Source organism: Phenylobacterium sp., from assembly GCF_025351295.1.
In the GTDB taxonomy this organism is placed as follows: Bacteria; Pseudomonadota; Alphaproteobacteria; order Caulobacterales; family Caulobacteraceae; genus Phenylobacterium.
Genome location: NZ_JANXWD010000064.1, coordinates 1 through 25,561, shown reverse-complemented (window position 1 = coordinate 25,561; position 25,561 = coordinate 1). Strand labels below are relative to the sequence as shown.

The window sequence follows — 25,561 nt, the reverse complement described above, 5'->3', positions numbered from 1 at the left end:
GAGCGGACCCCGGGTCCGCCACACCAGGACCCCGCGCCATGAGCATGACCGCCACCCAGACCAACCCCGTCGTCAACCGTCCGCTGGAGGGCCGGGTCGCCATCGTGACCGGCTCCACCAGCGGCATCGGCCTGGGCATCGCCCAGAGCCTGGCCGAACAGGGAGCCAGGCTGGTGCTGAACGGCTTCGGCGACCCGGACGAGGTCGAGCAGACCCGCGAGATGCTGGCCGCCCTGCACGGCGTCGAAGTGCTCTATTCGCCCGCCGACCTCTCGATGCCGGAAAAGATCGGCGAGATGGTTGCCTTCGCCCGCGACGTGCTGGGCCCCATCGACATCCTGGTGAACAACGCCGGCATCCAGCACGTGGCGCCGGTCGGCGAGTTCCCCACCGCCAAGTGGGACGCGATCATCGCGGTGAACCTCAGCTCGGCCTTCCACGCCATCAAGGCGGTGCTGCCGGAAATGGTCGAGCGCCGCTTCGGGCGGATCGTCAACATCGCCTCGGCGCACGGCCTGATCGCCTCGCCGTTCAAGTCGGCCTACGTCGCCGCCAAGCACGGGGTGGTCGGCCTGACCAAGACCGTGGCCCTGGAAGCCGCCCGCCAGGGCGTCACCTGCAACGCCATCTGCCCCGGCTATGTCTGGACGCCGCTGGTGGAGAAGCAGATCGCCGAACAGGCCCAGGCCCACGGCATCTCCACCGAGCGGGTCATCACCGACGTGCTGCTGACCTCCCAGCCCAACCGCAGGTTCGCGTCCGTCGAGGAGATCGGCGCGCTCACCGCCTTCCTGTGCGGCGACAACGGCGCCTCGATCACCGGCGCGGCGCTCGCCGTCGACGGCGGCTGGACCGCCCAATGACCGCCCCCTCGAAGACCGGGGCGCGCAAGAAGGTCGTCGTCGTCGGCGCCGGCTTCGGCGGCATCTCCGCCGCCAGCGAGCTGGCCAGGCAGGACGTCGACGTCACCATCGTCGACCGCCGCAACCACCACTTGTTCCAGCCCCTGCTCTACCAGGTGGCGACGGCCGGTCTGGCCCCGACCCAGATCGCCAGCCCGGTGCGGCTGATCCTCGGCCGCAAGCCCAACGTCCATATCGAGCTGGACGAGGTGACCGGCGTGGACGTCGCCAACCGCCGCGTGCGGCTGGGCGAGCGCACCCTGCCCTACGACGAGCTGATCGTCGCCACCGGGGCCACGCACGCCTACTTCGGGAAGGACGAGTGGGCGACCCATGCGCCGGGCCTGAAGTCGCTGGAGGACGCGCTGGCCCTGCGCCGCCGGGTGCTACTGGCCCTGGAGTCGGCCGAGCTCGACATGGATCCGGAGTCCCGCAAGCGGCTGCTGACCTTCGTGGTGGTCGGCGGCGGGCCCACGGGCGTCGAGCTGGCCGGCGCCATCGCCGAGCTGACCCGCCGCGCGCTGGCCTGCGACTTCCGCCGAATCCGCGGCCAGCGCGCCCGCATCCTGCTGGTCGACAGCGGCGAGCGGGTGCTCTCCAACTTCTGCCCTAGCCTCTCGGCCTATGCCAAGACGGCCCTGGAAAAGCTCGGCGTCGAGCTGATGCTCAAGGCCCGCGTCGGCCACTGCGACGCCGGCGGGGTCGACATCGGCGACCTGCGGGTCGACGCCCAGACGGTGATCTGGGCCGCCGGCGTCCAGGCCTCGCCCGCCGGCCGGTGGCTGGGCGGCGAGCTGGACCGAGTCGGCCGCGTCACGGTCGGCGCCGACTTCAGCCTCCCGGGCAACCCCGAGGTGTTCGTGATCGGCGACTGCGCCCGCATCGTCGACGCGGCCGGCATGGTCGTCCCGGGCGTCGCGCCGGCGGCCAAGCAGGCCGGCGTCTACGTCGCCAAGGTGATCGCCGCCCGGGTCGCCGGAAAACCCGCGCCGCCGCCGTTCCGCTACTCGAACTTCGGCAGCCTGGCCACCATCGGGCGCAAGGCCGCGGTGGCCGACCTGGGCGCCATCAAGCTCAAGGGCTTCGCGGCCTGGGTCTTCTGGTGCGCCGCCCACGTCTATTTCCTGATCGGGTTCCGCAACCGCATCCAGGTCGTGCTCGACTGGGGCTGGTCGTACCTCACCTTCGAGCGCGGCGCCCGCCTGGTCTTCGACGCGGTCACGCGTGGCCCGGGCGGGGCTTTGAGTGTAGCTTCACCGTCGACCGAGGCGCGTATCGCCTTGTAGGTCGCGGTTTCTGCAACCGGGGGATTCCCACCATGGAAATGCAGCAGGTCCGCTACTTTCTCTCGCTCGCGAAGACCCTCAATTTCACACGCGCAGCCGAGGCGTCCAACGTCAGCCAGCCGGCCCTGACCCGCGCCATCCAGCAGCTCGAGGCCGAACTGGGCGGCCCGCTGTTCCATCGCGAACGGCAGAACACCCACCTCTCGGAACTGGGCCGCATGATGCTGCCCTACCTGGAGCTGATCCAGACCCAGACCGAGGCCGCCAAGGCTCAGGCCAAGGCGGTCAAGAAACTGGACAACGTCACCCTGAAGATCGGCGTGATGTGCACCATCGGCCCGGCGATGATCGCCGACCTGATCGTCAAGTTCCGCATGGCCTATCCGAACGTCGACCTGGAGGTCACCGACGAGGGATCGTCCGAGCTGCTGGAAATGCTCAGCAAGGGCGACCTGAACCTGGCGCTGTTCGGCCTGCCCGAGGGCCCGGACGTCCGCTTCCACGGCCTGCCGCTGTTTCAGGAACGGTTCGTGCTGGCGGTGCCGCCGGACCATCCGCTGGCCTCGAAGAACGTGGTCACCTGCCGCGACACCCACGATCATCCCTACGTCAACCGCGCCAACTGCGAGATCTTCGACCATGCGCGCAAGCAGCTGCGCGAGGCCGGGGTGCGCTGGAAGCAGGTGTTCTCGTCCGAGCGCGACGACTGGGTGCAGGGGATGATCAAGGCCGGCCTGGGCATCGGCTTCTTTCCCGAGCTCAGCGTCACCGACCCCGGCCTGGTCACGCGCCGGCTGATCGACCCGGAATTCATCCGCACGATCATGCTGGTCAGCGTCCGCGGCCGGCCCCACTCGCCGGCGGTCGGCGCCTTCGTGCAGCAGGCCCGGCAGTTCAAGTGGCCGCAGAGCACGATCGAGCCGATCCCCTGCGCGGACGACCGCGGACCGGAGCTGGAACCGGCCGGGTAGCTGGCCGGCGCGGCGCCCGGCCGCCGATCCGCCGAAGCCGCGGCTGGACCCGGTCACGACGGGTCGGACGCAATTCGGCGAACCCCGGCCGCAACTCTGTAACCTCTGCCTTGCCTCGCGCGAATGGCTGGTATCGGAGTCAGCGAGGCCTGACGCGCGCCCCTCCGCCAATCCCAATCCTCATGGGGGGTCGCGGCATGGAAATGCAGCAGGTGCGTTATTTCCTGGCGCTGGCCAGGACACTGAACTTCACGCGCGCCGCGGAGGGCGCCAACGTCAGCCAGCCGGCGTTGACCCGCGCCATCCAGCAGCTCGAAGCCGAGTTCGGCGGCCCGCTCTTCCACCGCGAGCGGTTGAACACCCATCTCACCGAGCTGGGCCGGATGATGCTGCCCTATTTCGAGTCCATCCAGGCCCAGGCCGACGCCGCGCAGCGCCGCGCGCGGGACCTGTCCAAGCTCGAGGAGGTAACCCTGAGGATCGGCGTGATGTCGACCATCGGGCCGGCGGCGACCTCCGACCTGCTGCTGAGGTTCCAGCGCCGTCACCCGCAGGTGGAGCTGGTGCTCGCCGAGCAACGGCCGGACCGGCTGGTTATGGCCCTGCAGGACGGCGACCTCCACCTGGCGATCATGGGTCTTGGCGAACCGCCGGACGTGCGGTTTCACGCGCTGCCGCTGTTCGAGGAACGGTTCGTCGTCGTGGTGGCGCCGGATCACCCCTGGGCGGCCCGCGCGGCGCTACGGCTCAGCGACCTGCACGCGGCGGACTATGTCCACCGGACCCACTGCGAGCAGCACGAGACCTATGCCCGCGAGGCGCAGCAGCGCGGGGTGAGCGTCCGCCGGGTGTTCTCGTCGGAGCGGGACGACTGGGCGCAGGCGATGATCCGCGCCGGGGTGGGCTTCGGGATCTTCCCCGAACGGACCGTGGAGCGGAACGGCGTGACCAGTATCCCGCTGATCGACCCGGAGCTGTCGCGGACGATCATGCTGGTCACCGTGCGCGGCCGCCCGCACTCGCCGGCGGTCGGCGCCTTCGTCCACGAGGCGCGGGCCTTTGTCTGGCCATGACCTCTCTCCCCCGGGCGGCGCGCCAGGGGCGCTCCAGCGCCGAAGTCAGGCCGTCTGGGCGGCCAGTTGGACCCGCGAGCCGGCCGTGGCGGGGCGGAGCAGGGCGGCGAGACCGGCGGCGGCCACAAGCGACGCGCCAACGATGCTGACCGCAGCGGGCCAGCCCAGGTGGTCGTAGATCTGGCCGATCACCGCCGCGCCGGCCAGGCCGCCCAGGTAATAGCTGGCCAGGTAGATGCCGCTGGCGGCGGCGCGGTCGGTCTTGGCGGCGCGGCCAACGAAGCCGGTGGCGGTGGCCTGGGCGAAGAAGGTCCCGACGCCGATCATGGTCAGGCCGGCGATCACCGGGGCGATGGTACTGGCCAGCAGCAGCGGCAGGCCGGCGATCGCCAGGCCAAGCGAGGCGAAGAAGGTCGGGCGCGGGCCGAAGCGGTTGGTGACCCTGCCGGCCAGCGGCGTGGTGACCATCGCCGGCAGGAAGACGAAATAGACCAGGCCCAGGGCCATCGGCTTCAGCGCCAGCGGCTTGGCGGCGAGCACGAAGTTCACGTAGGTAAAGGTCCCCAGGAAGGCGAACAGCACCAGGAAGCCGATGCCGAAGCTGGCCACCAGGCAGGTGTTGCGGAAGTGGGCCGCGATCCGCTCGACGGCGGACCGGCGCATCTCGCCCACCGCCGCGGCCATGGACGGGGTCCGGCTCAGGGTGAAGAAGACCAGGGCCGCGCCGGCCAGGTTGAGGGCGGCGAAGACGTAGAAGTTGATCGCTACGCCGGCGACGGAGGCCACCGCGGACGAGACCAGCCGGCCGACCAGGTTCGAGGCGACGCTGCCGGTGATGTAGGCGGCCAGCGCGCCGGCCGTGGCCGCGCCGGTATTCTGCTCCGACAGATAGGCCATGGTCAGGGTGAAGGCCGCCGACATGAACAGGCCCTGGACGATCCTGAGCGCTGTGAAGGTCGCCAGATCGGGGGCGTGAGCCAGCAGAGTCGTGGGGATCGCCAGCAGCGCCAGGCTGACCCAGATTCCGCCGCGGCGGGGCAGCCGGTGGCTGATCAGCGCGACGACCAGGGCGGACATGGCCATGCCGATGGTGGAGGCGTTGACCGCGACGCCCATGGAGGACGGCGGCACGCGGTACATCCTGGCGAGCGTGGGCAGGATCGCCTGGGCGGCGAACAGGTCGACCAGGGTGAGGAAGCCGATCAGGCCGATAACGATGCGGCGCAGCAGGGCGTGAGGTTCTGGGGCGGATGGGGCCGTGGCGGCCATGGCGGGATCTCCGGGGGATTGAACACGCAAGAGGCGTGCGGCGTCCGGGACGGTCCGGTCGCCACACGCCTCGGCAGCGAGGTCCGGGTGGGGGATAGGGCCTCGGGCTGTTCGCGGCGCGCTCGGGGCGAGGCGGGGCGGGGGCGACGCCGCGAAGCGGGTTACATCATGTCGGCGACGGAGGGGGCCTGACCGTCGTTCTTGATGTCGGCGGCGATGATCACGGCGGCGACCTTGCCGGTGTTCTTCCACCAGTGGCTGACGCCCTTCTTCTCGGCGGTCACGTCGCCGGCCTTGTGGACGATGCCGACCGCGCAGCTGTTGCGGTACTCGGTGACCTCGCCTGAGAGGGTCATCAGCAGGGCCGGGCGGTCGGTGTGGCTGTGCCACGGCACGACGCCGCCCGGCTGGATCACCAACCGGCGCATGCGCAGTCGGCGGTTGTCCAGGCCCTTGATCTCGTCGCCCAGCTGCAGGGTGTTGAGCTCGGTGTCGGTGACCTTCGACGGCATGGTCTCGCCCGTGGTGCGGGCGTTCGGACGCATCTGCGCGGCCGGGCACTCGGCCGACGGCGCCCCGGCGGCCGACGCGGCGGTGGAGATGGCGGCCGCCGCGGTCAGGGCGGTCGCGGCGATCAGGATCAGCGGGGTCGTCATGAGGGGGTCTCTCTCGCGGTTGCTTCGGCAGGCGTTGTTCGATGCGTCGAAGCTAGGCCCCCGCCTTCCCGATCTGAATTCGCATAAAGTTATGGAGGCCATGCGCTGAGGGTCGTGGGCCGCTTGCCGATGCACTGGGCGCATGGAGCGATTAGCCAACCGACATTTCCGCCAGCCGGCCCGGCCTGAGACAAAGGGGCATGGAAAACACCGCCCCCAAGCACGCCCATTCCCTCGACAAGTCGGTCCTCGGCCAGGTGGTCCTGGTGTTCCAGGGCGGCGGGGCGCTGGGCGCCTACCAGGCCGGGGTCTACCAGGCCCTGCAGGAGGCCGGCGTCGAGCCGGACTGGGTGATCGGCACCTCCATCGGGGCCATCAACGCCAGCCTGATCGCCGGCAATGCGCCGGCCGACCGGCTGGACCGCATGCGCGAGTTCTGGATGCGGATGACCCACTCGCCCGCCACCCAGTTCTGGGCGTCCCTGCCCGGCTTCGGCGCCGCGGTGGCCAACGCCATGACCGTCGCCAACGGCCTCGAGGCGTTCTTCAAGCCCAACCCCTGGGCGTTCCTCGGGTCCCAGGTTGCGCTGGGGCCGGACCTCGCCGGCTACTACTCCTGCGACCCGCTCGAGAAGACCCTGAGCGAGCTGCTCGATCCCAGCCTCCTGAACGCCGGACGTCCCCGGCTCACCGTCGGCGCCGCCAACGTCCAGACCGGCCAGATGCGCTACTTCGACAGCCGGGAAGACACGCTGAGCGTGCGCCACGTCATGGCCTCGGGCGCCCTTCCCCCCGCCTTCCCGGCGGTCCGGATCGACGGCGAGCTCTACTGGGATGGCGGCATCCTCTCCAACACCCCGGTCGAGGCGGCGTTCGACGACCGGCCGCGCCGCTCGGGCGTGGTGTTCGCGGTCCACGTCTGGGCCCCGAACGGGCCGGAGCCGCACAGCATCGCGACCGTGATCTCGCGCCAGAAGGACCTGCAGTACTCCAGCCGGGCGATCAGCCACATCGCCCGCCAGAAACAGATCCACAAGCTGCGCCACGTGATCGCCCAGCTGGCGGCGAAGCTGCCGCCGGAAGTCCGCGCCACGGACGAGGCCCGGGAGCTGGCCGGCTACGGCTGCGGCACCCAGATGCATGTGATCCGCCTGCTGGCCGCACCGCTGGCCGGCGAGGACCAGTCCAAGGACATCGACTTCAGCCCCGGCGGCATCAAGGCCCGCTGGGACGCCGGCTACGCCGACACCGCGCGCGTGCTCGACACCTCGCCCTGGACCCACGATGTCGACCCGATGGAGGGGATCATCCTTCACGAGGCGCCGTCCGGCCATGTGATCGAAGACGTCTCCCCCGACCTGCTCGCCAAGGAACCCGCCCGATGACCCATTTCGCCCGCCAGTCCCTGCTGGCGCTCGCCGCCGGCCTCAGCCTCGCGTTCTGCGCCGGCGCGGTTTCGGCCGTCGCCGACCCGGCCATGGCCGCCGCCCAGCCCATCGCGCAGGGCGTGGTCCGCGTCGCCAGCGTTTACGGCTTCGACGACACCGTCAGCCGCCTCAGGGCCGACATGGCCGGCAAGGGCATCCGGTTCTTCGCCGAGATCGATCAGCAGGACCTGGCCAGGGGCGCGAAGATCGACTTGCGCCCGTCTAAGCTGCTGCTGTTCGGCAACCCGCCGCTGGGCGCCCAGTTCCTGACCTCGAACCCCTATGCGGGCCTCGACTGGCCGGTGCGGATCCTGGTCACCCAGGACGCGGCCGGCAAGGTCTGGGTGGCCTACACCGACTTCGACTACATGGCCGCCCGCTACGCCATCACCGACCGCGCCGACCAGGTGAAGATGGCCTCCGACGTGGCCGGGTCGATCGCCGCCAGCGTGGCCGGGAAATAGCTAGGCCAGGCCCGCAATCTCAGGCGGCGGCGTGTCCTCGATCTCGTGGGATTGCAGGCCGCCGTCGACCAGGCATTGCCACACCGCCTCCGGCGTCTCGGCGAAGCGGAAGAGTTTCATGTCCGTCTCGGCGATCATGCCGGCCGCGATCAGGGCCTCGAAGTTGACGATCCCGCGCCAGTAGCCCTCGTCGAACAGCACGATGGGGATCGGCGGCGACTTGTCCGTCTGGCGCAGGGTCAGGATCTCGAACAGCTCGTCCAGCGTCCCGAACCCACCCGGGAACACCACCAGGGCGTTGGCCCGCATGGCGAAGTGCATCTTGCGCATCGCGAAGTAGTGGAAGCGGAAGGTCAGTTCCGGCGTCGAATAGGCGTTGGGATACTGCTCGTGCGGCAGGGTGATGTTGAGGCCGATCGACGGCGCGCCGGCATCCTGGGCGCCGCGGTTCGCCGCCTCCATGATCCCCGGCCCGCCGCCGGTGCAGATCACGTTGTGGCGCTCGTGCCGGGCCGACAGATAGGCCCCGCCCCGCTTCGACGCGATGGCGCTGAACTCGCGCGCGGCGGCATACCAGCGCCGGTGGTCCTTCGACCCCGTCTCCTGGATCCGGGCGCTGCCGAACACCACGATGGTCGAGCGGACGCCCCAGTTGCGCAGCGCCTCGTCCGGCTTGGCGAACTCCATCAGGAACCGCACGCCCCGCATGGAGGGCCCCATGATGAAGTCCTGATCCGTGGAGGCCAGGCGATAGGTCGGCGAGGCGGCCTGGGCGGCGGCGGGATGGGGGTCGTCGGTCATCCGGCCATAATAAGGCGTCTCGGCCGGACCGTCTCGACGCCGCTTGTCGACCACGTCCTGCCGGCCCCGCGAGCGGACCCGCGCGAAGTCCGCAACTGTTCAGGTTTCTTGGACGCCCGCCAGGCGTGGCGACGGGGCTGACCCCGCAGGCGGGTGTCTGAGAAACCGCAAGCACTTGACGGACGGCCCAGTGCGTTCTATCTTTGTTCCATGCCCGACGCCGCCGTCGCCCGCACCGATCACGAACTCCAGTTGCTAGGCGCCCTGGTCGATGGCGCCTATGCGCTCGGCATGGCGTTCAACGAGGCGGCGGAGGCGGAGGCGGATCACACCCGCAAGCTTGAGCTCTTCGACGCCTTCCTGCGCGGCTCGCTCGCGGTTCGGATGGGCATCCGGCTGTCGATGACCTTGCGCGCGCCGCCGAAGGCCGCCCAGGCGTCCGCCGTCGAACGGGACGAATCCGAGAAGGCCGAAGTCGAACGCGACGAAACCGAACGGCTCGACGTCGAGCGCGAACGAGACCGCGACTACGAGCCCGTCAGCCTCCCGAAATTCCTCGCCACCCTGGGCGTCGTCGCCGCCGACGCCGGCCGCCTCGACGGCGTCGCAGCCAACATCCGGCAAACCGTCCTGCCCGCCCTCAACGACCTGCTGGCCCGTGCAAAGGCCGGCGCCACCGTGGCCTCGGGCCCGGTCGGCGCGACCCGGCTCGCCCGGCCGCCACCCGCCGCACCCCGAACCGCCCTGCTGGCCTCCGCCGCGGCGGCCCCGGCCAGACCGCTCATCCCCCACCCCCCGCCCCGCCGCTCCGGCTGACGAAGCGGCCCCTTCCTTTCCCGCACGGCGGGGCTACGGCATTCACACATTGCTGATTCGATTTGATCAGGCGCTGAGCTATCGGCCGTCAGGGCGCGTCATCGCCCCATTTCGACACCAAGACCACGAAGACCACCAAGTGGGCCGGCAAAGGCGCTGACGCCTTCGTGTCCTTGGTGGTCTTCGTGGTTCAAGACTCCGGCGCCTGCCACGGACCATGATCCGGTTGGCGGAGCGCCATCCCTCATCCGACCTGCTGCGCAGTCTGCAGCGCCCCTTCCCCCACGCATGTCATCCCGGTTTCGCCGCAGGCGAAGACCGGGACCCACGACCGGTTGCCGCGGCAGGACGACCGCGAAACGCCGAACCTGATCGTGGGTCCCGGTCTTTGGTTGCGCCAAAACCGGGATGACACGGTTGGGAGGATCTGCGGGAATCCTCTCCCACGCACCGAGGTAGAGGAAGGTGGAACGCGGGCGCCATTCGGTGTCTTCAGGGGCTCCACCATGCCGCGGCGGCGCCGTCAGGCGTTGAGCGCGGCCGCGATCACCGTGGCCATCGCCTCGGCCACCGGCGGGATAAGCCCCGGGGCGACGCAGCGCAGGTCGTCGCTGCGGGTGTGGTGGAAGCGGTGGCTGCCGAAGATGGCGACCACTGGGTCGTAGCCGCCCTTCAGGATGCTGGCGAATTCCCCCGCCGCCTGGGCCGGATCGGCGGCGTAGGGCTGCTCCAGCCCGGGCTGGCCGGCGAAGGCGACCCGGGCGGCGGCGACCAGGGGCGGGCTGGCCAGCAGGAACCGTTGCGGGTCGGCGCTGGGCAGGGGCGCGAGCAGCGGCCCCCGCTCATGCCAGTCGCGCGCGGCGACATTGGCCCCCAGGTGGACCCAGAGCGCGGTCTGGGCGGGCTTCGGCGCGACCTCGGCGATGAACCGCTCGCCGCCGGCATATTCGTATTCGTGGCCGCTGGTCGCCACCAGCGCGAGGTTGACCGGCAGCCTGGCCTGCGCCGCCCAGCGCGCCAGCAGGAGCCAGGCGGCGAGGCCGCTCCCGCGCTCCCCAGCGCAGCTGAACCAGCCGGAGCGCGGCGTGGAGATCACCAGCGTCTTCGCCGCGCCGCGGTCGAGCCGCGCGGTGACGTTGTAGGCGGGCCGGCGGAACGCGCGGCCGGCCATTCTGAAGCCGGCGGTCCCGCCGGCCGCCGCAACGCGCAGGAAGGGCTCGGCGTCGCGCGGGGCCATGACCGCAGCCGGGATGTCGAACAGCGCCTGGTCCACGGGCGCGTTGAGCGCGCAGGCCTCGCCGGTCGGGCCGGTGGTGACGATGACGGCGGCGCGGGCGCCCGCCGCGGCCGCGGCCTTGACCTGGCGCTCCACCGAGCCCTTCGCCGTGGACCAGCGGGCATGGGGCAGGACGATCAGGGCGATCGCGCCCCGACCCTGACCGTAGACATAGAGCGGGCCGGTCACCCCTGGCGTCGGGGCGACGATCGCCTGCGGAATCAGGGTGGCGGAGGCCTCGCCGGCCGACAGGGCCGGAGGGTCGCCTGCGTAGGCGGGGACGTCGAACGGCTGGCGTCGGCAGGCGTAACCCAGGGACTTGAGTTCGCCTTCGATCCAGGCGCCGCTGGCCTCGTCGCCCGGCCCGCCCGAGGCCTTGTCGCCGAAGCCCTGGTAGCGTTCGAGGATCCGCCGGGCCTCGGCCTCGGCCGATCCGCCGGGGGCGGCGGCGGCGGCGCTCCCGGCGGCGATCAGCGAGGCGCCGGCGCCCAGGACGGCGCGGCGGGAGGCGGTCGGGGGTCTGGCGCGGGCCATCCCGCAGCCTAGCCGGTCCCCACGCCGCGCGCGACGGCTTGCGCCGGGCCGACCCAGGCCGGACAGTGACGCCATGAGCAAAATCGACCGCCGCAACTGGCTCGCGGGCGCCGGCGCCCTCCTCCTGGCCCCGGGACTGGCGGCGGCCGCGGAACCTGACACGCCCTACGACTACCTGTTCCTCGATCTCGAGACCGCCCCGGCCGGTATGACCCCGGCCCGGGCCTATGCCGAGGCGGTGAAGGCGCAGCTGCCGGCGATCGCCGCGGCCGGCGGCGTGGTGCTGGGCCTGTTCACGCCGCAGATCGGCTGGGTCGCGCGCCAGGCCGCGCTGCTGGTGCGCTGGACGCCGGGCGGCAAGGGGCGCGAAGCGGCGGTGGGCGGCCTGATGCGCGGCAAGACCGTGCGCCTTGGCCAGCGCGGTCGGCTCGCGCCGACCTCGCGGCCCGAGGCGGTGGATAGGCCCCGGCCGGGCGGGATCTACGTCCACCGCTGGTTCGTGGTCGAGGCGAAGAACGTGCCGGAGTTCCTGAGCCTTTCCGTCGAGGGCTGGCGCGACTTCGAGACCCGGTTCGACGCCCACATCTTCGGCCTGTTCACCGCCGAGCGCTCGCCCACCGACCGGCGCGACGGGGTGACCCGCCTGCTGCTGATCACCCGCTACAAGGACCACGGCGTCTGGGAGACCTCGCGCGACCCGACCACGGCCGCCATGGCGGCCTTCGGGCGGCGGCAGGCGATCACCCGCGACACCTGGAACGCCAGCACTCTGCTGGCGCCGATCTGATCAGGGCGCGTAGCTGGAGCGGCCCTGGATGCCCCAATGGCCGTCCAGGTGGGTGACGATGTAGATGGAATCGAAGCCGCCGATGACGCTGCCGTCCTTGCGGTAGCGGGTGAAGCGGGTGTCGATGTGCACCTTGTCGGGGCCGGCGTGGATCACGTCGCGGCGCGCCCAGGCGGAGTGGTCCCAGTCGGCCAGGGCGCCGGTCGTGAACAGGTCGGGCTTCATGTCGCCGGGCAGGATGGTGCGCACGGTGTTCGAGGCGAAGCGCACGTGCGGGAAGTTGAAGGTGGCCTCGAAGGCCTTCAGGTCGCGGGCGTTGAAGGCGGTCATGAAGGCGTCCAGGCAGGCCTGGGCGGCGGCGATCTCGGCGGTGAACCTGGCGTGCTGCGGCTTCACCGGCGGCGCGGGCACGGACTGGCCCAGAGCCGGCGTGGCCGCGGCCAGGCTGAGGCCGGCGCCGATCAGGGCTTCGCGTCTGCTGACCATGGGTGTCCTCCGTCGTTCCAGCGCGGTCAGGCCCGTTGTGCCAGGCCCTGGTTGGTCAGGAAACCCATCGCCGGCAGCGCGCGAAAAGTCGTAGCATGAACCGTGTCACTATATCCGCGAACCGCGGACGCACGGAAGGACCTGCGATGATTTCGATGGGATGGCTTGGCCGCATGGCCCTGGCGCTCGCGGGGGCGATGCTGTTCCCGTTAGCCGCCCAGGCCCAGGCGCCCGCGGCGCCAGCCGATGCGCTCAGGGTGATCTTCTGCGGCACGTCCGGGCCGCTGCCGATCCCCAACCGGGCCAAGGCCTGCACGGCGATCCAGGCGGGCGGCGCACTCTTCCTGGTCGATGCCGGCCCGGAGTCCACGAAGAACCTGATGATGTGGCGCGTCCCCGTGGCGACCGTGAAGGCAGTGTTCATCACCCACCTGCACTCCGACCACATCGGCGACCTGGGCGAGTTGAACCTGCAGAGCTGGGTCGCCGGCCGGCCCCAGCCGCTGGCGGTGATCGGGCCTGCCGGGGTCGACAAGCTCGCCGCCGGCTTCAACCTCGCCTACGAGACCGACCATGGCTTCCGCAAGGCGCACCACGAGCACGATGGGGTCAAGCTGCCCCTGGCCGCGGGCGTGCTGAAGGCCACGGTCGTCACCATCCCCGCGCCCGACGGGACCGCGGTGGTCTGGAACGAGGGCGGCCTGAAGGTGACGGCGATCCGGGTCGCCCACGATCCGGTCACCCCGGCGTTCGGCTACCGCTTCGACTACAAGGGCCGTTCGGTGGTGGTCAGCGGCGACACGCGCAAGTGGCCGCCGCTGGCGGTGGCCGCCAAGGGCGCCGACGTCCTGATCCACGAGGCGCAGAACAACGCCATGACGCGGCAGATGGCCCAGGGCCTGAAGAGGCTGGGCAACGACCGGATGAGCTCGATCATGGCCGACACGGTCAGCTATCACACTGAGCCGGTGGAGGCCGCCGACCTGGCGCGGGCCACCGGCGTCAAGGCCCTGGTCCTCAGCCACCTGACCCAGGCCGGCCTGCCGATGTTCACCCCGGAAGCCTTCACCAAGGGCATGGACGCCGGCGGCAAGCTGGACTGGCGGCTGGCGCAGGACGGTATGACCATCGACCTGCCGGTCGGAAGCGACGAGGTCCGCTTCGGCAAGTACTGAAGCCGCGGCGAATGAATATGGCGCCCCGGACATCGCCCCGCCGCTTTGAAGGTGAGAGGGTGCCGCCGAGCGGCGAGGAGCGGGCATGCGGGTGAAGGCGGCAATCTGGATCGTGGGCCTGGCGCTGTTGTGCGTCGCCTGTGCGGGCGGGCCGGACGAGCGGCGCGGACGGCGCGGCGGCTTCGGCAGCGACGACGAGGAGGGCGGGCCGCCGCGGCAGCGGACCCAGCTGTTCATCAGCCCGTCCGGCCAGCCGTTCCGCGCCCCGCCCGGCCAGCCCTATCCGGTCGCCGCCTGGTTCGCCCAGGCCGATAGCAACCACGACGGAAAACTCACCCGCGACGAGTTTCGCGCCGACGCCGACGCCTTCTTCAAGGTGCTGGACGTCGACGGCGACGGCCAGATCAGCATGCCCGAGGTGACCCGCTGGGAAGAGGTGCTGGTGCCGGAGATCGCCCGCGAGGCCATGGGCGGCGGCGGCGCGGGCGGCCTCGGCGGCGGCGGGCGGTCCCCGGCCGGGCGCAACGAGATAAACACCCGCGCCCAGGGCGCCGCCGCCTACAGCCTGATCAACGAGCCGCACCCGATCCGCGGCGCCGACACCGACTTCTCCATGTCCGTCAGCCGGGCCGAGTGGCGGGCCGCGGCGGACCGGCGGTTCGCCCTGCTGGATCAGGATGGCGACGGCGTGGTGTTGCTGTCCGACCTGCGGCCCACCCCGGCGCAGGGACGCGGCGGCAAGGGCGCCGGCTCGCAGGAGCAAGAGCAGCAGCGCCCCGGTGGGGGCGGACGGGGCGGCGGCGGCCGGCGGCGGGGTGGCGGCTAAGGCCCCGGACAACTTGACCTTGCGTTCGCGCGGCGGCGGCATCCAATGGCAGCCGGAAGCGGTGGGTTGGATCGCCGCCGGGCCCGGATCTTCCTGAACCTGGCCGCCTTGCCGTAGGGGGCACGTATGCCGCTGGGCGCCATGCTCGACACCGCCATCGGGCTCGTCTTCATCTATCTGCTGATCAGCCTGTTCGCGTCCGCGCTGCAGGAAGCGGTCGCCAGTTCCCTCAAGCTGCGCAGCCAGCAGCTCTACGACGGCATCTGGCGCATGCTGACCACGGCCACGAAGGATCCCAAGCGGGTCGGGCCACGCGACATGCCCTCGCCGTCCGCGGTCGGCGCCCGCGCGCCGGGTGCGCCGGCCCAGGCCCGGGACCTGTTCGACGCGGTCTGGGGCCATCAGCTGATCAAGGGCCTGGCCCAGGACTCCCACGGCCCCTCCTACATTCCCTCACGGGCCTTCTGCACCGTGCTGGTGGACGTGCTGCGCAATGGCGCGAAGTCCCGGCCCGTCGCGGCCATCGGGCGGTCCATCGACGGCCTGCCGGACGGCGCCGCGAAACAGGCGCTGGCGGCCCTGCTGCTCCAGGCCGATGGCGACCTCGACAAGTTCAGGGCCGGGGTGGCGACCTGGTTCGACGACGCCATGGACCGGGCATCCGGCGCCTACCGGCGCTGGGGCCAGACGTTCACCCTGGCGTTCGGCCTCGGCGCAGCGATCTTCCTGAACGTCAACTCCTTCGAGGTCGCCGCCACCCTGTGGCGCGACCCCGCCGCCCGCGAGCTGATCGCCGCCGGGGCCGCGCAACAGGCGCAGGCGCCAGACGCCCTCCCACAGAGGGCCCTCGGCGCGAGTCCGGCTCCGGCCGCGCCGCCCGCCGACGCGGGGCCGGCGAAGACGCCCGACGCACCGGCCGACGCGCCGAAAACGGACCCCGCCGCGACAGTCACGCCTGCCGCCCCGGCCGTACGCACCGCCGCCGACGCGGTGCGCGACGCCACGAGCCTCTCACGGCAACTCGACCAGCTGCCCCTGCCGATCGGCTGGCAGAAGAGCGTTGGCGAGACCCTGATCGGACCCGCCCGCACCGACAAGTGGGCGCTTGGCGGTTACGTGCTCCATGTCCTGTACACGGTCCTGGGGTGGTGCCTGACCGGATTGGCGGTGTCCCTGGGCGCGCCGTTCTGGTTCGACACCCTCAAACGCTTCGTGAGCATGCGGACCGCCGGTCCCAAGCCGGCGCCGGCGCCCACGACGACCTGAGGTCGGTGGCTGGCCGGCGCGTCAGGGCGCGAAGAGGGTCAGGTCGAAGGCGGACGGCTCGCCCAGCAGTTGCTGGACCACCGCCTCCCCCAGGCCGGCGGAGTGCTTGAACCCATGGCCGGAACAGGCCGAGACCACGGTCACGCCCGGCGTCGTCGGATGCGGCCCGATCATGAACCGGCCCTTGGCCGGACCCTCCGTGTTGAAGGTGTAGAAGCAGGTGGTCGCGGCGACGAGCTCCCGGCTCACCCCCTGCAGCTGGCCGCGGACATGGGTCTCGAACATCGCCGCGGCCTCCGCCTCGGACACCCGCCGCTCGCAGCTGTCGGGATCGCAGGTGGTGACATATTGCTCGGTCGCCACCTTGACGCTCGCCGCGCCGTCGATGGGTGGGAAGCCGTAGAAGACATCGGCGTCCGCGTCGCCGTGGAACCAGAGGAAGGCCGGCGCCCGGGGGCCGGCCCAGCGCGCCGGGTCGTCGAGCCTGAACCAGTACTGGACCTGGCGAAGCACCTGCAGCTTCTCGCGAAAGGCCCCGCCGACGAAGGCCGGCAGCCAGGCGCCCATGGCCAGCACCACCTTGCTCGCCCGGTACTGCGCCTTGTCGGTGCTCACCCGCACGCCGCGCCCATCATGAGCCAGGCCGGTGATCGTTTCGCCGAACACGAGCGCTCGCGCCGGCTCGGCGACCTCGGCGAGCTGCGCGGCGATGCACATCTCGGGCCGCACGAAGCCGGCCTCCGGCTCAAGGTAGCCCACTGTGTCGTCGGCGACGCGGAACTGCGGATAGTCGCGTCGCAGCGCCCGGGCGTCGAGCTCCGGCAGTTCGCGGCCGCTCGCCGCGACCGAGGCCTGCAAGGTCGCGCGGATGAAGTCCTCAGCGCCGTGCCGCCGGGCCATGCCGCCTTTGCGCGCGAGGTAGAGCAGGCCGGTCCGCTCGCGCAGCCTGTGCCCCTTGGCTTCCAGGTCGGCCCAGATCTCGTGCGACCGGCGCACCAGGGGCACATATTCCGGACCTTCGCCGACGAACTCGCGGGTGATCCTCGACTGGCCGTGGCTGGACCCCGACTCATGGGGCGGCGCCCAGCGATCGATGCCGACGAAATCCACGCCGCGCCGGCTCAGCTGGTAGGCGATGGCCGCGCCGACCGCGCCCAGCCCGGCCACGATGACATCGGTCTCGATGACGCGATCCAAGGCCTGTCCCCCGCCTGAGCCAGCCAGACCTTCCTACGCGGCCGGCGCCGAGGCCAGCCTGGATTCGGTTTCGGCGATGTAGCCGCGGGTGATCGGAGCCGCATCCACCCGGTGGGCGAGCTGGATCTGGAACACCACCACGCCTTCGCAGCGGAAGGCCGATTCCGACATCGACAGATAGTATTCCCACATCCGGCAGAAGCGCTGATCGAACAGGGCGGCCGCCTCGTCGCGCCGCGCCATGAAGGCGTCGCGCCAGGCCCGCAGTGTGTCGGCGTAGTGCAGGCGCAGGACCTCGATGTCGGTGACCATCAGCCCGGCCCGCTCGATGGACGGCAGGATCTCCGACAGCGCCGGCAGGTGGCCGCCGGGGAAGATGTACTTGGTGATCCAGGGATTGGTCAGACTGGGAGCGTCCGACACCCCGATGGTGTGCAGCAGCATGACCCCGCCATCGGCGAGCCGCGCCTGGCAGGTGTCGAAGAAGGTGTCGTACCAGACGCGGCCGACATGCTCGAACATCCCCACCGAGACGATCCGGTCGAACTGGCCCTGGACGTCGCGGTAGTCCTGCAGGGCGAAGCCGACCCGGTCCGCCAGGCCGCGGTCCGCCGCCCGCTCCCGCGCCCGGCCCAGCTGTTCGCCGGAAAGGGTGACGCCCAGCACCTCGCCCGCGCCGGCGGTTCCGGCCAGGTAACAGGCCATCCCGCCCCAGCCGCAGCCGATGTCCAGCACCCGCTCACCGCCGGCCAGGGCGAGCTTGGCCGCGATGTGCCGCAGCTTGGCGATCTGGGCGTCGGCCAGGCTCTGGCCCGGCCGCTCGAAATAGGCACAGGAGTACTGCCACTCCGGGTCGAGGAAGAGCGCGTAGAGTCGGTCGTCGAGGTCGTAGTGATGTCCCACGTTGCGCCGTGAGCGCAGCAGGTCGTTGCCCTTGACCACCTGTCGCAACGCCCCTCGGAGGCGATCCAGCAGGCGCGCCGACCAGGTGGGCGGCGCGTCGTCGCCATGCTGTAGGACCAGGATCAGCAGGTCGTAGATCGTGCCCCGGTCCATCACCAGCCGGCCGTCGGTGAACAGCTCCCCGGTGCGCAGGTCCGGGTCCAGCAGCAGCGCCAGGGGCGCGCCCGCGTCGGTGAACCGCGCCACGACCGGCGGGCCGGTCCCGTCACCAAGCTCGAAGCCCTGGCCGCTGGCGAACTGGAATGTCAGCGACCCGGTCTTCACGGCCGGCTCCAGGGCCCGCCGCAGTAGGGATGCGATCGGCATTGAGGGCTCCGCGTCTAACCCCGGACGCTCGGGATCGCGGCCTGATAGAGCGACTTGCCGTTGAAGTCGCGGAATTCCAGGTCCAGGCTGTCGGCGCCCACCGTGAACATGGCGAAACCGGGCTCGTCGTGCCGGAAGCGGGTGCCTGGAATGTCCACCACCTGGCCGGCGGACGACCCAGCCCCGCTGCAGATGTGATCGATGCCGCCGACCTGGACGTGCTGCAGCACGTGATCGTGGCCACAGATGTAGACCTGCACGCCGTGGGCCTGCATCAGCGGCTCGATGCTGGCCGCCAGCGCCGCCTCGCCACCGTGGTGGCCGCCGGAATGGATCGGGTGGTGGCCGACGACGACCTTCCATCGCGCCTTCGACTGCTCGAGGGCGGTCCCCAGCCAGGCCACTTGCGGGTCGCCATCGGGAACCCAGACGCGGCCCCGGATCAGCCGGGCGACGTCCTCGTGGTGCCCGCCGAGCAGCGGCGTGGTGTCGATGACGAAGATGTCGAGGTCGGGCGCGCCGATCTCGGCGCCGGGGACGAGATAGTAGCGGCCCGGCATCCGCCAACGCGCGTTGATGCGGCTGTAGGCCAGCTGCGCGCCCGGATGGCCACGATAGTCGTGATTGCCCAGCGCCACGTACCAGGGCGTCTGCAGCGACGCCGCGGCGTAGACGTCCTCGAACGACACCTTCCAGTGCGGGTCGGTCACCGACTGCACGCCGGCCGGATAGAAGTTGTCGCCGACCGAGAGCACGCAGCGGCTGCCGATTTCCGCCGCCGCCAGCGCCATGGCCGCGGCGACATGGGATTGATGCTCGCCCCCCTCGCGGCCCCAGTCGCCGAGCGCCACGAAGGCCGGGCGCTTGACGGCGGCGTGGGCGCCGGTCGAAGCGGCCACAGCGATCCCCGCCAGGCCGTGCAGGACAGTACGCCGATGGGGCGACGATGGCGCCAAGATGTCTTCTCCTCAGGTCGAGCCGGCGGCCGGGACCAGGCCGTCAGGCTCCGATTTGCAGAATCCTCGACCCAACCACTGGACGCCGCCGCGGGCCGGTCGCCTCAATCGGCGAGGACCGCGCCGTCCTCCATCCGCACCAGGCGGGTGGCATGTTCGATCAGCCTCGGGTCGTGGGTCACGCAGACCACCGCGGCGCCCTCCTCCAGCGCCGCGGCGCGCAGCAGGCGGGTGATCTCGCGGCCGTTCACCGAGTCCAGGGCCGAGGTCGGCTCGTCGGCGAAGATGATCTGCGGCTGCTTGGCCAGGGCCCGGGCCACGACCACCCGCTGCTTCTCGCCGCCGGAGAGCTCGGAGGGTCGGTTGTCGAGCCGCGAGGCCAGGCCGACGCGGGTCAGCGTCGCCGTCGCGCGCCGCCGTGCCGCCTCGCGCCGCAGGCCCTGGCGCTCCAGCACGATGCTCACCTGTTCCAGGGCGCTGAGCGCCGGCAACAGGTGGAACCCCTGGAAGACGAAGCCGAAATGCTCCAGGCGCAGGCGGTCGAAGGCGTCGCGCGACAGGCTCTTAATGTCGCGGCCCAGCACCCGCACCACGCCCTCGCTGGGCGTCAGCAGGCCGGAGATCAGGGCCAGCAGGGTCGACTTTCCCGAGCCGGAGGGCCCGGCCACCATGACGAACTCGCCGCGGTCGACCTGAAAGTCGGTGGACCTGAGCGCATCCACACGCTGGGCGCCGGCGCCGTAGACCTTGGAGAGCCCCGAGGCGTCAATGAGCCGCTCGCTCATGCGCCACCCGTGGCCAGCGTCAGCTGCACGTGGGCCTCGGCGAGCTGGAGCTGGGCCCGCGCCTGGGCCGCCGTCGCCTGTTCCAAAGCATCGCGCAGGGCGATCAGGCCCAGCCCGTCCACCACGCCCGCGGCATGCCGCGTCTGGCCGATGTCCAGGGCCGCGCGGGCGGCCGATATATCGGCCTCGGTCGCCGCCAGGCCGCGGCGCGCCTGCGCCTCGGCGATCACGGCCTCGCGCACCTCGGACCAGGCGTTCAGCACCGTCTGCCGGTAGGCCAGGTCGGCCAGGTCGGCCTCGGCGGTGGCGGCATGGACCCTGGCCCGCCGGGCGCCGCCGTCGAGGATCTGCTGCGAGGCGCTGGCCGCCGCCGCCCAGGCCAGGGCGCGCACATCCAGCAGGGTGGCGAGGGTGGCGTCGGGGGCGCCCAGGGCGGCGGCGATCTGGAACTGCGGCCGGGTGGCGGCGATCGCCGAGGCGCGGCGCTGGTCGGCGGCGGCCAGCCGCGCCTGGGCGGCCCGTACGTCGGGGCGCGTATCGACGACCGTGGAGGGCAGGGCGGCCGCGGGCGGCCCAGGCGACGGCGCGGTGGCCGACAGGGCGAGCGTCGCGCGGCCGCCGGTCAGGTCCCGCAGACGCGCGGCCTGCAGCGTGGCCTCGTCGCGGGCCCTCTGTACGAGTTCCGCCGCCGCGCGGACGCCGGCGCGGCGCGCCGCCAAATCGGGCGGGCTCGCCACGCCTTGCGACAGGCGGGTCTGCACCAGCTCCAGGGCTTGTTCCGCCAGGCGCTGGCGGCGCTCGGCGCGGGCCTCGGCCTGCTGCGCGCCCGCCAGGGCGAGATACGCCCGGACGGTCTCGGCGCCCACCAGCAGGCGCGCGGAGGCGACGTCCAGGGTCGCGGCCTGGCCCGCCAGGCGCGCGGCGCGACGGGCGCTGGAGAACCGCCCCCAGACGTCGACCTCGTCGGTGATCTCCAGGGTCGGGGTGGCCGCGGAACGGGCCGAGCGGAAGTTCCGTCCGCCGACCGCCGTCTCGACCCCGGCGACAGCGTTGATCCCGCGCAGGGCGCGCGCCGCCTCGACCTCGGCATCGGCCTGCTCCAGCCGCGCCAACGCCACCTTGGTGTCCAGCGCCCCGGCGTCAGCCTGTCGAAGCAGGTCCGCCAGCACGGGATCACCGAAGTCCTCCCGCCACGGCGCAGGCCCCGAAGGGCTCAGCCGGGCGACGGGATCGCCGCGCGGCGCGCGGTCAGCGGGGGTCAGCCCCGTGCAGCCGGCCAGAACGACCGCGAGGCCGCCCAGCGCCACGGCAAGGCCGGTCTTCACGGGGTGAACCGCACAAGGACGCGCTGGCCCAACCTCAGGTCGACGTTCGGCGGAAGGCTGAGCAGGACGCTGACCACCCGGGTATCGGCGCGACCGGAGGCGTCCTCGGCCAGCGACGGTCCCGCGAGCATGTCGGACACCCGGACGACCGTGGCGGGGTAGCTCTTGCCCTGCTGGTACTCGCGGGTCACCACCGCGTGGGTCTTCGGCGTGACCTGGTCGGCGAAGGCTTCGTCCAGCTCGGCGCGGACCAGGCGGGCGCCATTGGGCTCCAGCACGAACAGCGGGGCGGCGGCGGACACATAGGCGCCGCGGGCGGCCGTGCGGCGAACCAGGCGGCCGGCGATCGGCGCCCGGACGGTGTGGGCTTCGACGTCGAAGGCGGCGAGGCGCTGGCGGGCCTCGGCGGAATGCATGCCCTGCAGGGCCTGGCGTTGCTCACCGCGGGCCACGGCGGCGGTCGTCTGGGCCTGCTCGGCGTCCGACCGCGTCGCGGCGTCGGCGGCCGCGAGCGAGGCCAGCCGGCGGGCTTCCCGCGCCGTGCCGTCGGCATGGGTCGTGGCGACACCTACCTGGGCCTGGCGCTCGCCCAGTTCGGCGGCGGCGGCGGCCAGCATCAGGCGCGATTGGCGGTCGTCGAGCTGCGCCAGCACCTGGCCGGCCGCGACCTGCGCGCCCTCCTCCGCCAGCAGCGCGGAGATCAGGCCATCGCGGGGCGCGAGGATGCGCAGCAGGCCACCCGGCGCCTCGACCACGCCCTTGGCCACCGCCACGGCCTGCGGCGTCTTGGGCGCGGCCGGTGGGGCCGGCTTGGGCGTGCAGGCGGCGAGCGCCAGGAGGATCGGCAGGACGAGGCGCTTCATAGCAACAGGACCGCAGGATCGGCCTGGGCGACGCGGCGCAAGGCGAGCGCGCCGGAGCCCAGGGCGGTGAGCATGACCAGGGCCGCGGACGCCGCGATCATGGGGAAGGTCAGGACGACAGGCACCGCGCCGGCATCCGCCGCCACGGTGAGCAACAGGGTCAGTACGCCCGCCACGATCAGACCCGCGGCGCCGACCCAGGCGCTCTGGGCCACCACGATCCGGCGCAGCGCCCGCATGGAGAAGCCCAGCGCCCGCAGCGCGGCGTATTCACGGATCGACCCGGCCACGGCGGCCGAGAGAGTCTGGCTGGTGATCACCCCGGCGACCAGGATCGCCACCACGCTGCCGAAGATGAACGCGACGCCGGCCCCGGACTCCACCAGCCAGTAGAGCGTGGTCCGGCGTGCGAAGGCGTCGCCGGTCAGCGCCTCGAAACCCCGTCCCGCGCCGGACTTGTTCAGCGCCGCCGCGATCTGCTTGCTGGCATCGGGGTTGTCGACCTTGGCCAGCAGATAGGCGACCCGGCCGTCCGGGCCGGAGGACGGATCCAGCCGGCGGGTGGTCGCCAGGGAGGTGATGACATTTACCCCGCCCAGCGCCCGCAGGCCGTCGGTGACGCCGGCGACGCGGACGAAGCGGCCGTTGATCTCGGCGGTCTGGCCCACCTGGACCTGCAGCTTGTGCAGGTCGGACGCGTCCACCAGCACGGCGTCGGGCTCGGTCAGCAGCGCGCGCTGGGTGTCGTCCAGGGCGTCGGAGAGCGCCATCCCGTCCGGCCGGGGATCGATGCCCACGATGTAGACATTGACCATGCCCTTGCTGTGGGTGCGCCACTCGCCCGAGCCCCACAGGAATGGTTCCAGGCGCTGGACGTGCGGGTTCATCCAGCCGAACACCTCGGCGGGTCCGCTCAGCGGGCGACCCAGATCCAGGCTCTGCACGCCGGGGTAGCCGATCCACAGATCAGCGCCGGAGCGGGTCACATACTGGCTCGACAGCGAGAAGATCCCCAGGATGATCCCGGCCTGCAGCAGGACCAGCAGACCCGAGAACGCCACCGCGACCATGGCCGGCGCGAACCGGCGCCATTCGTAGATCAGCGACTTCAGCGCCACGGAGTTCATCACGCGGCCGACCTCGCCGGCGCGGACCCGCCCGCCTGGACCCGGATGGTCATGCCGCGGTCCCGGCGCTGGCGTCGGCGGCGAACAGCGGCGCGGCCAGGCCCAGGAGCGCGTTCAGGATCGGATTGCGGTGGCGGAAGAAGTTGGTGGTCCGGGTCAGCTGGCTGCCCAGCCGGACCTTGGCGCCATAGGCCGCCTGCCCCGCCTGGTAGCGGGTGCGGCCGGCCTCCAGGCAGAGGCGGATGTTGGTGAACCAGCTCAGGAAATAGAGGTTGAAGGCTCGGCCCCGCACGGCGTCCATGCAGAAGTACTTGTCGAGCAGAGTGGCGTCGTCGTGCAGCAGCAGGTTGGCGGCCAGAAGTTGGTCGCCGTCGAAATAGAGCACGAACAGCGCCCGGCCAGGCATCTCGCGCAGCACGCCCTGGAAGTATTCGGGGGTCAGTTCCTCCAGGCTCATCTCGGCCCGGTCGCGGGTCTCGGCGTAGAGCGCCATGATCCGGTCGATGACATCGTCGACCTGGGTGCGCACCTCGATGCGGACGCGGTCGAGGGCGCGCAGCTTGCGCCGCATGTCCTTGCGCGCGCTGGCGCTGAGGCGCTCGCAATAGCGGTCGAGGTCGGGAAAATCGATGTCCAGATGGGCGATCGGCAGGCTGGCGACGGCCCGGTAGCCCAGCGCGCCGGCGCCCAGGCCGAAGGGGTCTTCGTCGAGCACGTCCTTCAGGCCGATGAGGCTGCAGCCTTCGCGGCGGGCGGCGGCCTCGAAGCCGGTCACCAGCGCCTTCACCACGGCCGCTCGGCGCTCCGGCGTCACCGAGGGCGAGACGCCCACCAGGGCCTTCTCCGTGCAGGGCGATCCGATGCAGCCCAGCCGCAGGGTCAGCAGGCCGGGGAACGCCCGCCGGACCGCGTCGGCGACACGGCGGCCGGCCCCCGTGAGCGTGGTCTCCAGCGGATAGTCGGTGAGAAAGGCCGGCGCGGCGGCGACCAGTTCGCCGCCTTCGGAGGCCAGCACATAGCGCCAGCGGAAGCCGCTAAGGCCCGAACGCTCGATCGCCGTCAGATAGTCGTAGTCCTCGATTTCGCCCGGAAACAGCGTCGCCCAGTCCGTGCGGTCGACCCCGGCAAGGCTGTCGACCACGCGGACGTCAAGCATCGACGGGGTCCTCTGCCGTGACCCGGGCGCGCAACGGCGCGCCGAAGAAGGACGCCGTGCGCTGGGCCACCAGGGCGTGCTGCTTGTCCACATGGACCATGTGGTAGCTGTCATCGAGCCGCAGGATCTCGGACGCGCCGCCCAGGGCCGCCTGCAGCCGCGTCGCGTTGCGCGGATCGCTCATGTCGTCCTCGTCGGCGTGGACGATCAGGGTGGGCGTGGTGATGCCGTGTGCGATCCGCTCCACATGCCGGCCCAGCCGGTACATCTGGTAGAGCGAGCCCAGCGGCATGCGGTCGACCGAGCCGGGGATCAGCGTGTCCGATGCGCGCGACGCCATCTCGCGCAGCCGCAGGTCCTTCAGGCCGTAGGGATAGGGTTCCTCGAAACTGATCCGGCGGACCAGCGGCAGGTTGGCGACCAGCTGGATCAGCGGGGCGGCCATGGCCCAGCGCGGCATATTCCAGCCGTCGTACTCGAAGGTCATCGAATAGACCGCCGCGCCCTTGATCTCCGGGAATTCGGCGCAGAGGGCCAGGCCCAGGGCGCCGCCGACGCAGATGCCGGCCACATAGACCTCGTCCATGTCGGCCGCGAGCTCGAGGTAGGCCGCCCGCGCCGAGGTCAGCCAGTCGCGCCAGGTGCTGCGCAGCAACGTCCGCTCGTCCGAACCGTGGCCCGCCAGCAGCGGCGACTTGGTGGTGAACCCCGCGCGGCCGAGCCGGCGGGCGACCAGGCGCATCTCACCCGGGGCCCCGGTCAGGCCGTGCAGCAGCAGGACGCCCTTGCGGGCCGGGCGCGACACCCCGAAGCTCAGATCGTTCACGCCTCTGCCTCCGAAGTCCGGGACCGCGGGCGCCGGTTGGCG

The 25,561-nt window shown here is 71.7% G+C and carries 25 protein-coding genes; 11 read left to right on the top strand and 14 right to left on the bottom strand.

Translation table 11 applies throughout. The annotated features are described in order from the left end of the window. Positions 1-38 precede the first annotated feature (38 nt). The 4 genes from Q0R13_RS09535 (at position 39) to Q0R13_RS09520 (ending at position 4,232) form a co-directional block, all read left to right on the top strand. Entirely contained in the window at positions 39-863 is an 825-nt protein-coding gene (locus Q0R13_RS09535) for a 3-hydroxybutyrate dehydrogenase (RefSeq protein ID WP_293902964.1), read from the top strand. Further along, positions 860-2,188, top strand: coding sequence for an NAD(P)/FAD-dependent oxidoreductase (locus Q0R13_RS09530; protein WP_293902962.1), 1,329 nt, complete (start codon positions 860-862; stop codon positions 2,186-2,188). The genes Q0R13_RS09535 and Q0R13_RS09530 overlap by 4 nt, the downstream gene beginning before the upstream one ends. A gap of 32 nt (positions 2,189-2,220) precedes the next feature. Continuing rightward, positions 2,221-3,159, top strand: a complete 939-nt coding sequence (locus tag Q0R13_RS09525; RefSeq protein ID WP_293902960.1) for a LysR family transcriptional regulator — start codon at positions 2,221-2,223, stop codon at positions 3,157-3,159. A gap of 197 nt (positions 3,160-3,356) precedes the next feature. Beyond that, on the top strand, positions 3,357-4,232 hold the full coding sequence (locus Q0R13_RS09520) for a LysR family transcriptional regulator (protein WP_293902958.1): 876 nt from the start codon (positions 3,357-3,359) through the stop codon (positions 4,230-4,232). Positions 4,233-4,277: 45 nt separating this feature from the next. Here Q0R13_RS09520 and Q0R13_RS09515 read toward each other — a convergent pair whose 3' ends face one another. Continuing rightward, on the bottom strand, positions 4,278-5,501 hold the full coding sequence (locus tag Q0R13_RS09515) for an MFS transporter (RefSeq protein WP_293902956.1): 1,224 nt from the start codon (positions 5,499-5,501) through the stop codon (positions 4,278-4,280). Between the two features lie 161 nt (positions 5,502-5,662). Then, entirely contained in the window at positions 5,663-6,157 is a 495-nt protein-coding gene (locus Q0R13_RS09510; RefSeq protein ID WP_293902954.1) for a cupin domain-containing protein, read from the bottom strand. A gap of 200 nt (positions 6,158-6,357) precedes the next feature. Here Q0R13_RS09510 and Q0R13_RS09505 point away from each other — a divergent pair, with 200 nt between their 5' ends. Together Q0R13_RS09505 and Q0R13_RS09500 are read left to right on the top strand one after the other, a co-directional pair. Then, positions 6,358-7,542, top strand: coding sequence for a patatin-like phospholipase family protein (locus Q0R13_RS09505; protein ID WP_293902952.1), 1,185 nt, complete (start codon positions 6,358-6,360; stop codon positions 7,540-7,542). Next, positions 7,539-8,048, top strand: a complete 510-nt coding sequence (locus Q0R13_RS09500) for a DUF302 domain-containing protein (RefSeq protein WP_293902950.1) — start codon at positions 7,539-7,541, stop codon at positions 8,046-8,048. Before Q0R13_RS09505 ends, Q0R13_RS09500 begins: the two co-directional genes overlap by 4 nt. On the opposite strand, the gene Q0R13_RS09495 is transcribed toward Q0R13_RS09500, so the two are convergent. Further along, the gene (locus Q0R13_RS09495) at positions 8,049-8,849 is read right to left on the bottom strand and encodes a TIGR00730 family Rossman fold protein (RefSeq protein ID WP_293902948.1); all 801 of its coding nucleotides are present in this window, start codon (positions 8,847-8,849) and stop codon (positions 8,049-8,051) included. 210 nt (positions 8,850-9,059) lie between these two features. On the opposite strand from Q0R13_RS09495, the gene Q0R13_RS09490 reads away from it, so the two are divergent. Continuing rightward, positions 9,060-9,665 (top strand): hypothetical protein, encoded by a 606-nt coding sequence (locus tag Q0R13_RS09490; RefSeq protein WP_293902946.1) that lies wholly within the window; start codon positions 9,060-9,062, stop codon positions 9,663-9,665. 523 nt (positions 9,666-10,188) lie between these two features. Here the strand turns inward: Q0R13_RS09490 and Q0R13_RS09485 are convergent. Beyond that, positions 10,189-11,475 carry a hypothetical protein gene (locus Q0R13_RS09485; protein WP_293902943.1) on the bottom strand — a complete coding sequence of 429 codons (1,287 nt, stop codon included), beginning with the start codon at positions 11,473-11,475 and terminating at the stop codon, positions 10,189-10,191. A gap of 73 nt (positions 11,476-11,548) precedes the next feature. Here Q0R13_RS09485 and Q0R13_RS09480 point away from each other — a divergent pair, with 73 nt between their 5' ends. Then, on the top strand, positions 11,549-12,262 hold the full coding sequence (locus Q0R13_RS09480; protein ID WP_293902940.1) for a hypothetical protein: 714 nt from the start codon (positions 11,549-11,551) through the stop codon (positions 12,260-12,262). Here the strand turns inward: Q0R13_RS09480 and Q0R13_RS09475 are convergent, their stop codons facing one another. Further along, on the bottom strand, positions 12,263-12,748 hold the full coding sequence (locus Q0R13_RS09475) for a hypothetical protein (protein ID WP_293902937.1): 486 nt from the start codon (positions 12,746-12,748) through the stop codon (positions 12,263-12,265). It abuts the gene before it with no gap. 173 nt (positions 12,749-12,921) lie between these two features. On the opposite strand from Q0R13_RS09475, the gene Q0R13_RS09470 reads away from it, so the two are divergent. The 3 genes from Q0R13_RS09470 to Q0R13_RS09460 all read left to right on the top strand — a co-directional run bounded on the left by Q0R13_RS09470 (position 12,922) and on the right by Q0R13_RS09460 (position 16,015). After that, positions 12,922-13,923, top strand: coding sequence for an MBL fold metallo-hydrolase (locus tag Q0R13_RS09470; RefSeq protein WP_293902934.1), 1,002 nt, complete (start codon positions 12,922-12,924; stop codon positions 13,921-13,923). Between the two features lie 85 nt (positions 13,924-14,008). After that, complete coding sequence (locus Q0R13_RS09465) at positions 14,009-14,749, top strand: EF-hand domain-containing protein (protein WP_293902931.1); 741 nt, start codon at positions 14,009-14,011, stop codon at positions 14,747-14,749. A gap of 126 nt (positions 14,750-14,875) precedes the next feature. Beyond that, positions 14,876-16,015, top strand: a complete 1,140-nt coding sequence (locus Q0R13_RS09460) for a hypothetical protein (protein WP_293902928.1) — start codon at positions 14,876-14,878, stop codon at positions 16,013-16,015. Positions 16,016-16,036: 21 nt separating this feature from the next. On the opposite strand, the gene solA is transcribed toward Q0R13_RS09460, so the two are convergent. From solA to Q0R13_RS09415, 9 genes are all read right to left on the bottom strand, one after another. Further along, positions 16,037-17,212 carry an N-methyl-L-tryptophan oxidase gene (gene solA, locus Q0R13_RS09455; protein ID WP_293902925.1) on the bottom strand — a complete coding sequence of 392 codons (1,176 nt, stop codon included), beginning with the start codon at positions 17,210-17,212 and terminating at the stop codon, positions 16,037-16,039. Between the two features lie 33 nt (positions 17,213-17,245). Further along, positions 17,246-18,481, bottom strand: a complete 1,236-nt coding sequence (locus Q0R13_RS09450; protein WP_293902922.1) for a cyclopropane-fatty-acyl-phospholipid synthase family protein — start codon at positions 18,479-18,481, stop codon at positions 17,246-17,248. Between the two features lie 14 nt (positions 18,482-18,495). After that, on the bottom strand, positions 18,496-19,437 hold the full coding sequence (locus Q0R13_RS09445) for a metallophosphoesterase (protein ID WP_293902919.1): 942 nt from the start codon (positions 19,435-19,437) through the stop codon (positions 18,496-18,498). A 104-nt stretch (positions 19,438-19,541) separates the two neighbouring features. Then, entirely contained in the window at positions 19,542-20,222 is a 681-nt protein-coding gene (locus Q0R13_RS09440) for an ABC transporter ATP-binding protein (protein WP_293902916.1), read from the bottom strand. Continuing rightward, the gene (locus Q0R13_RS09435) at positions 20,219-21,547 is read right to left on the bottom strand and encodes a TolC family protein (protein WP_293902913.1); all 1,329 of its coding nucleotides are present in this window, start codon (positions 21,545-21,547) and stop codon (positions 20,219-20,221) included. Before Q0R13_RS09435 ends, Q0R13_RS09440 begins: the two co-directional genes overlap by 4 nt. Then, positions 21,544-22,410, bottom strand: a complete 867-nt coding sequence (locus Q0R13_RS09430; RefSeq protein WP_293902910.1) for an HlyD family efflux transporter periplasmic adaptor subunit — start codon at positions 22,408-22,410, stop codon at positions 21,544-21,546. The genes Q0R13_RS09435 and Q0R13_RS09430 overlap by 4 nt, the downstream gene beginning before the upstream one ends. Further along, a complete protein-coding gene (locus tag Q0R13_RS09425; RefSeq protein WP_293902907.1) occupies positions 22,407-23,537 on the bottom strand; it encodes an ABC transporter permease in 1,131 nt (376 codons plus the stop codon). Before Q0R13_RS09425 ends, Q0R13_RS09430 begins: the two co-directional genes overlap by 4 nt. 49 nt (positions 23,538-23,586) lie before the next feature. Beyond that, the gene (locus tag Q0R13_RS09420; RefSeq protein ID WP_293902904.1) at positions 23,587-24,693 is read right to left on the bottom strand and encodes a GNAT family N-acetyltransferase; all 1,107 of its coding nucleotides are present in this window, start codon (positions 24,691-24,693) and stop codon (positions 23,587-23,589) included. Further along, positions 24,686-25,519 (bottom strand): alpha/beta fold hydrolase, encoded by an 834-nt coding sequence (locus tag Q0R13_RS09415; RefSeq protein ID WP_293902902.1) that lies wholly within the window; start codon positions 25,517-25,519, stop codon positions 24,686-24,688. The genes Q0R13_RS09420 and Q0R13_RS09415 overlap by 8 nt, the downstream gene beginning before the upstream one ends. Between the last annotated feature and the right edge of the window lie 42 nt (positions 25,520-25,561).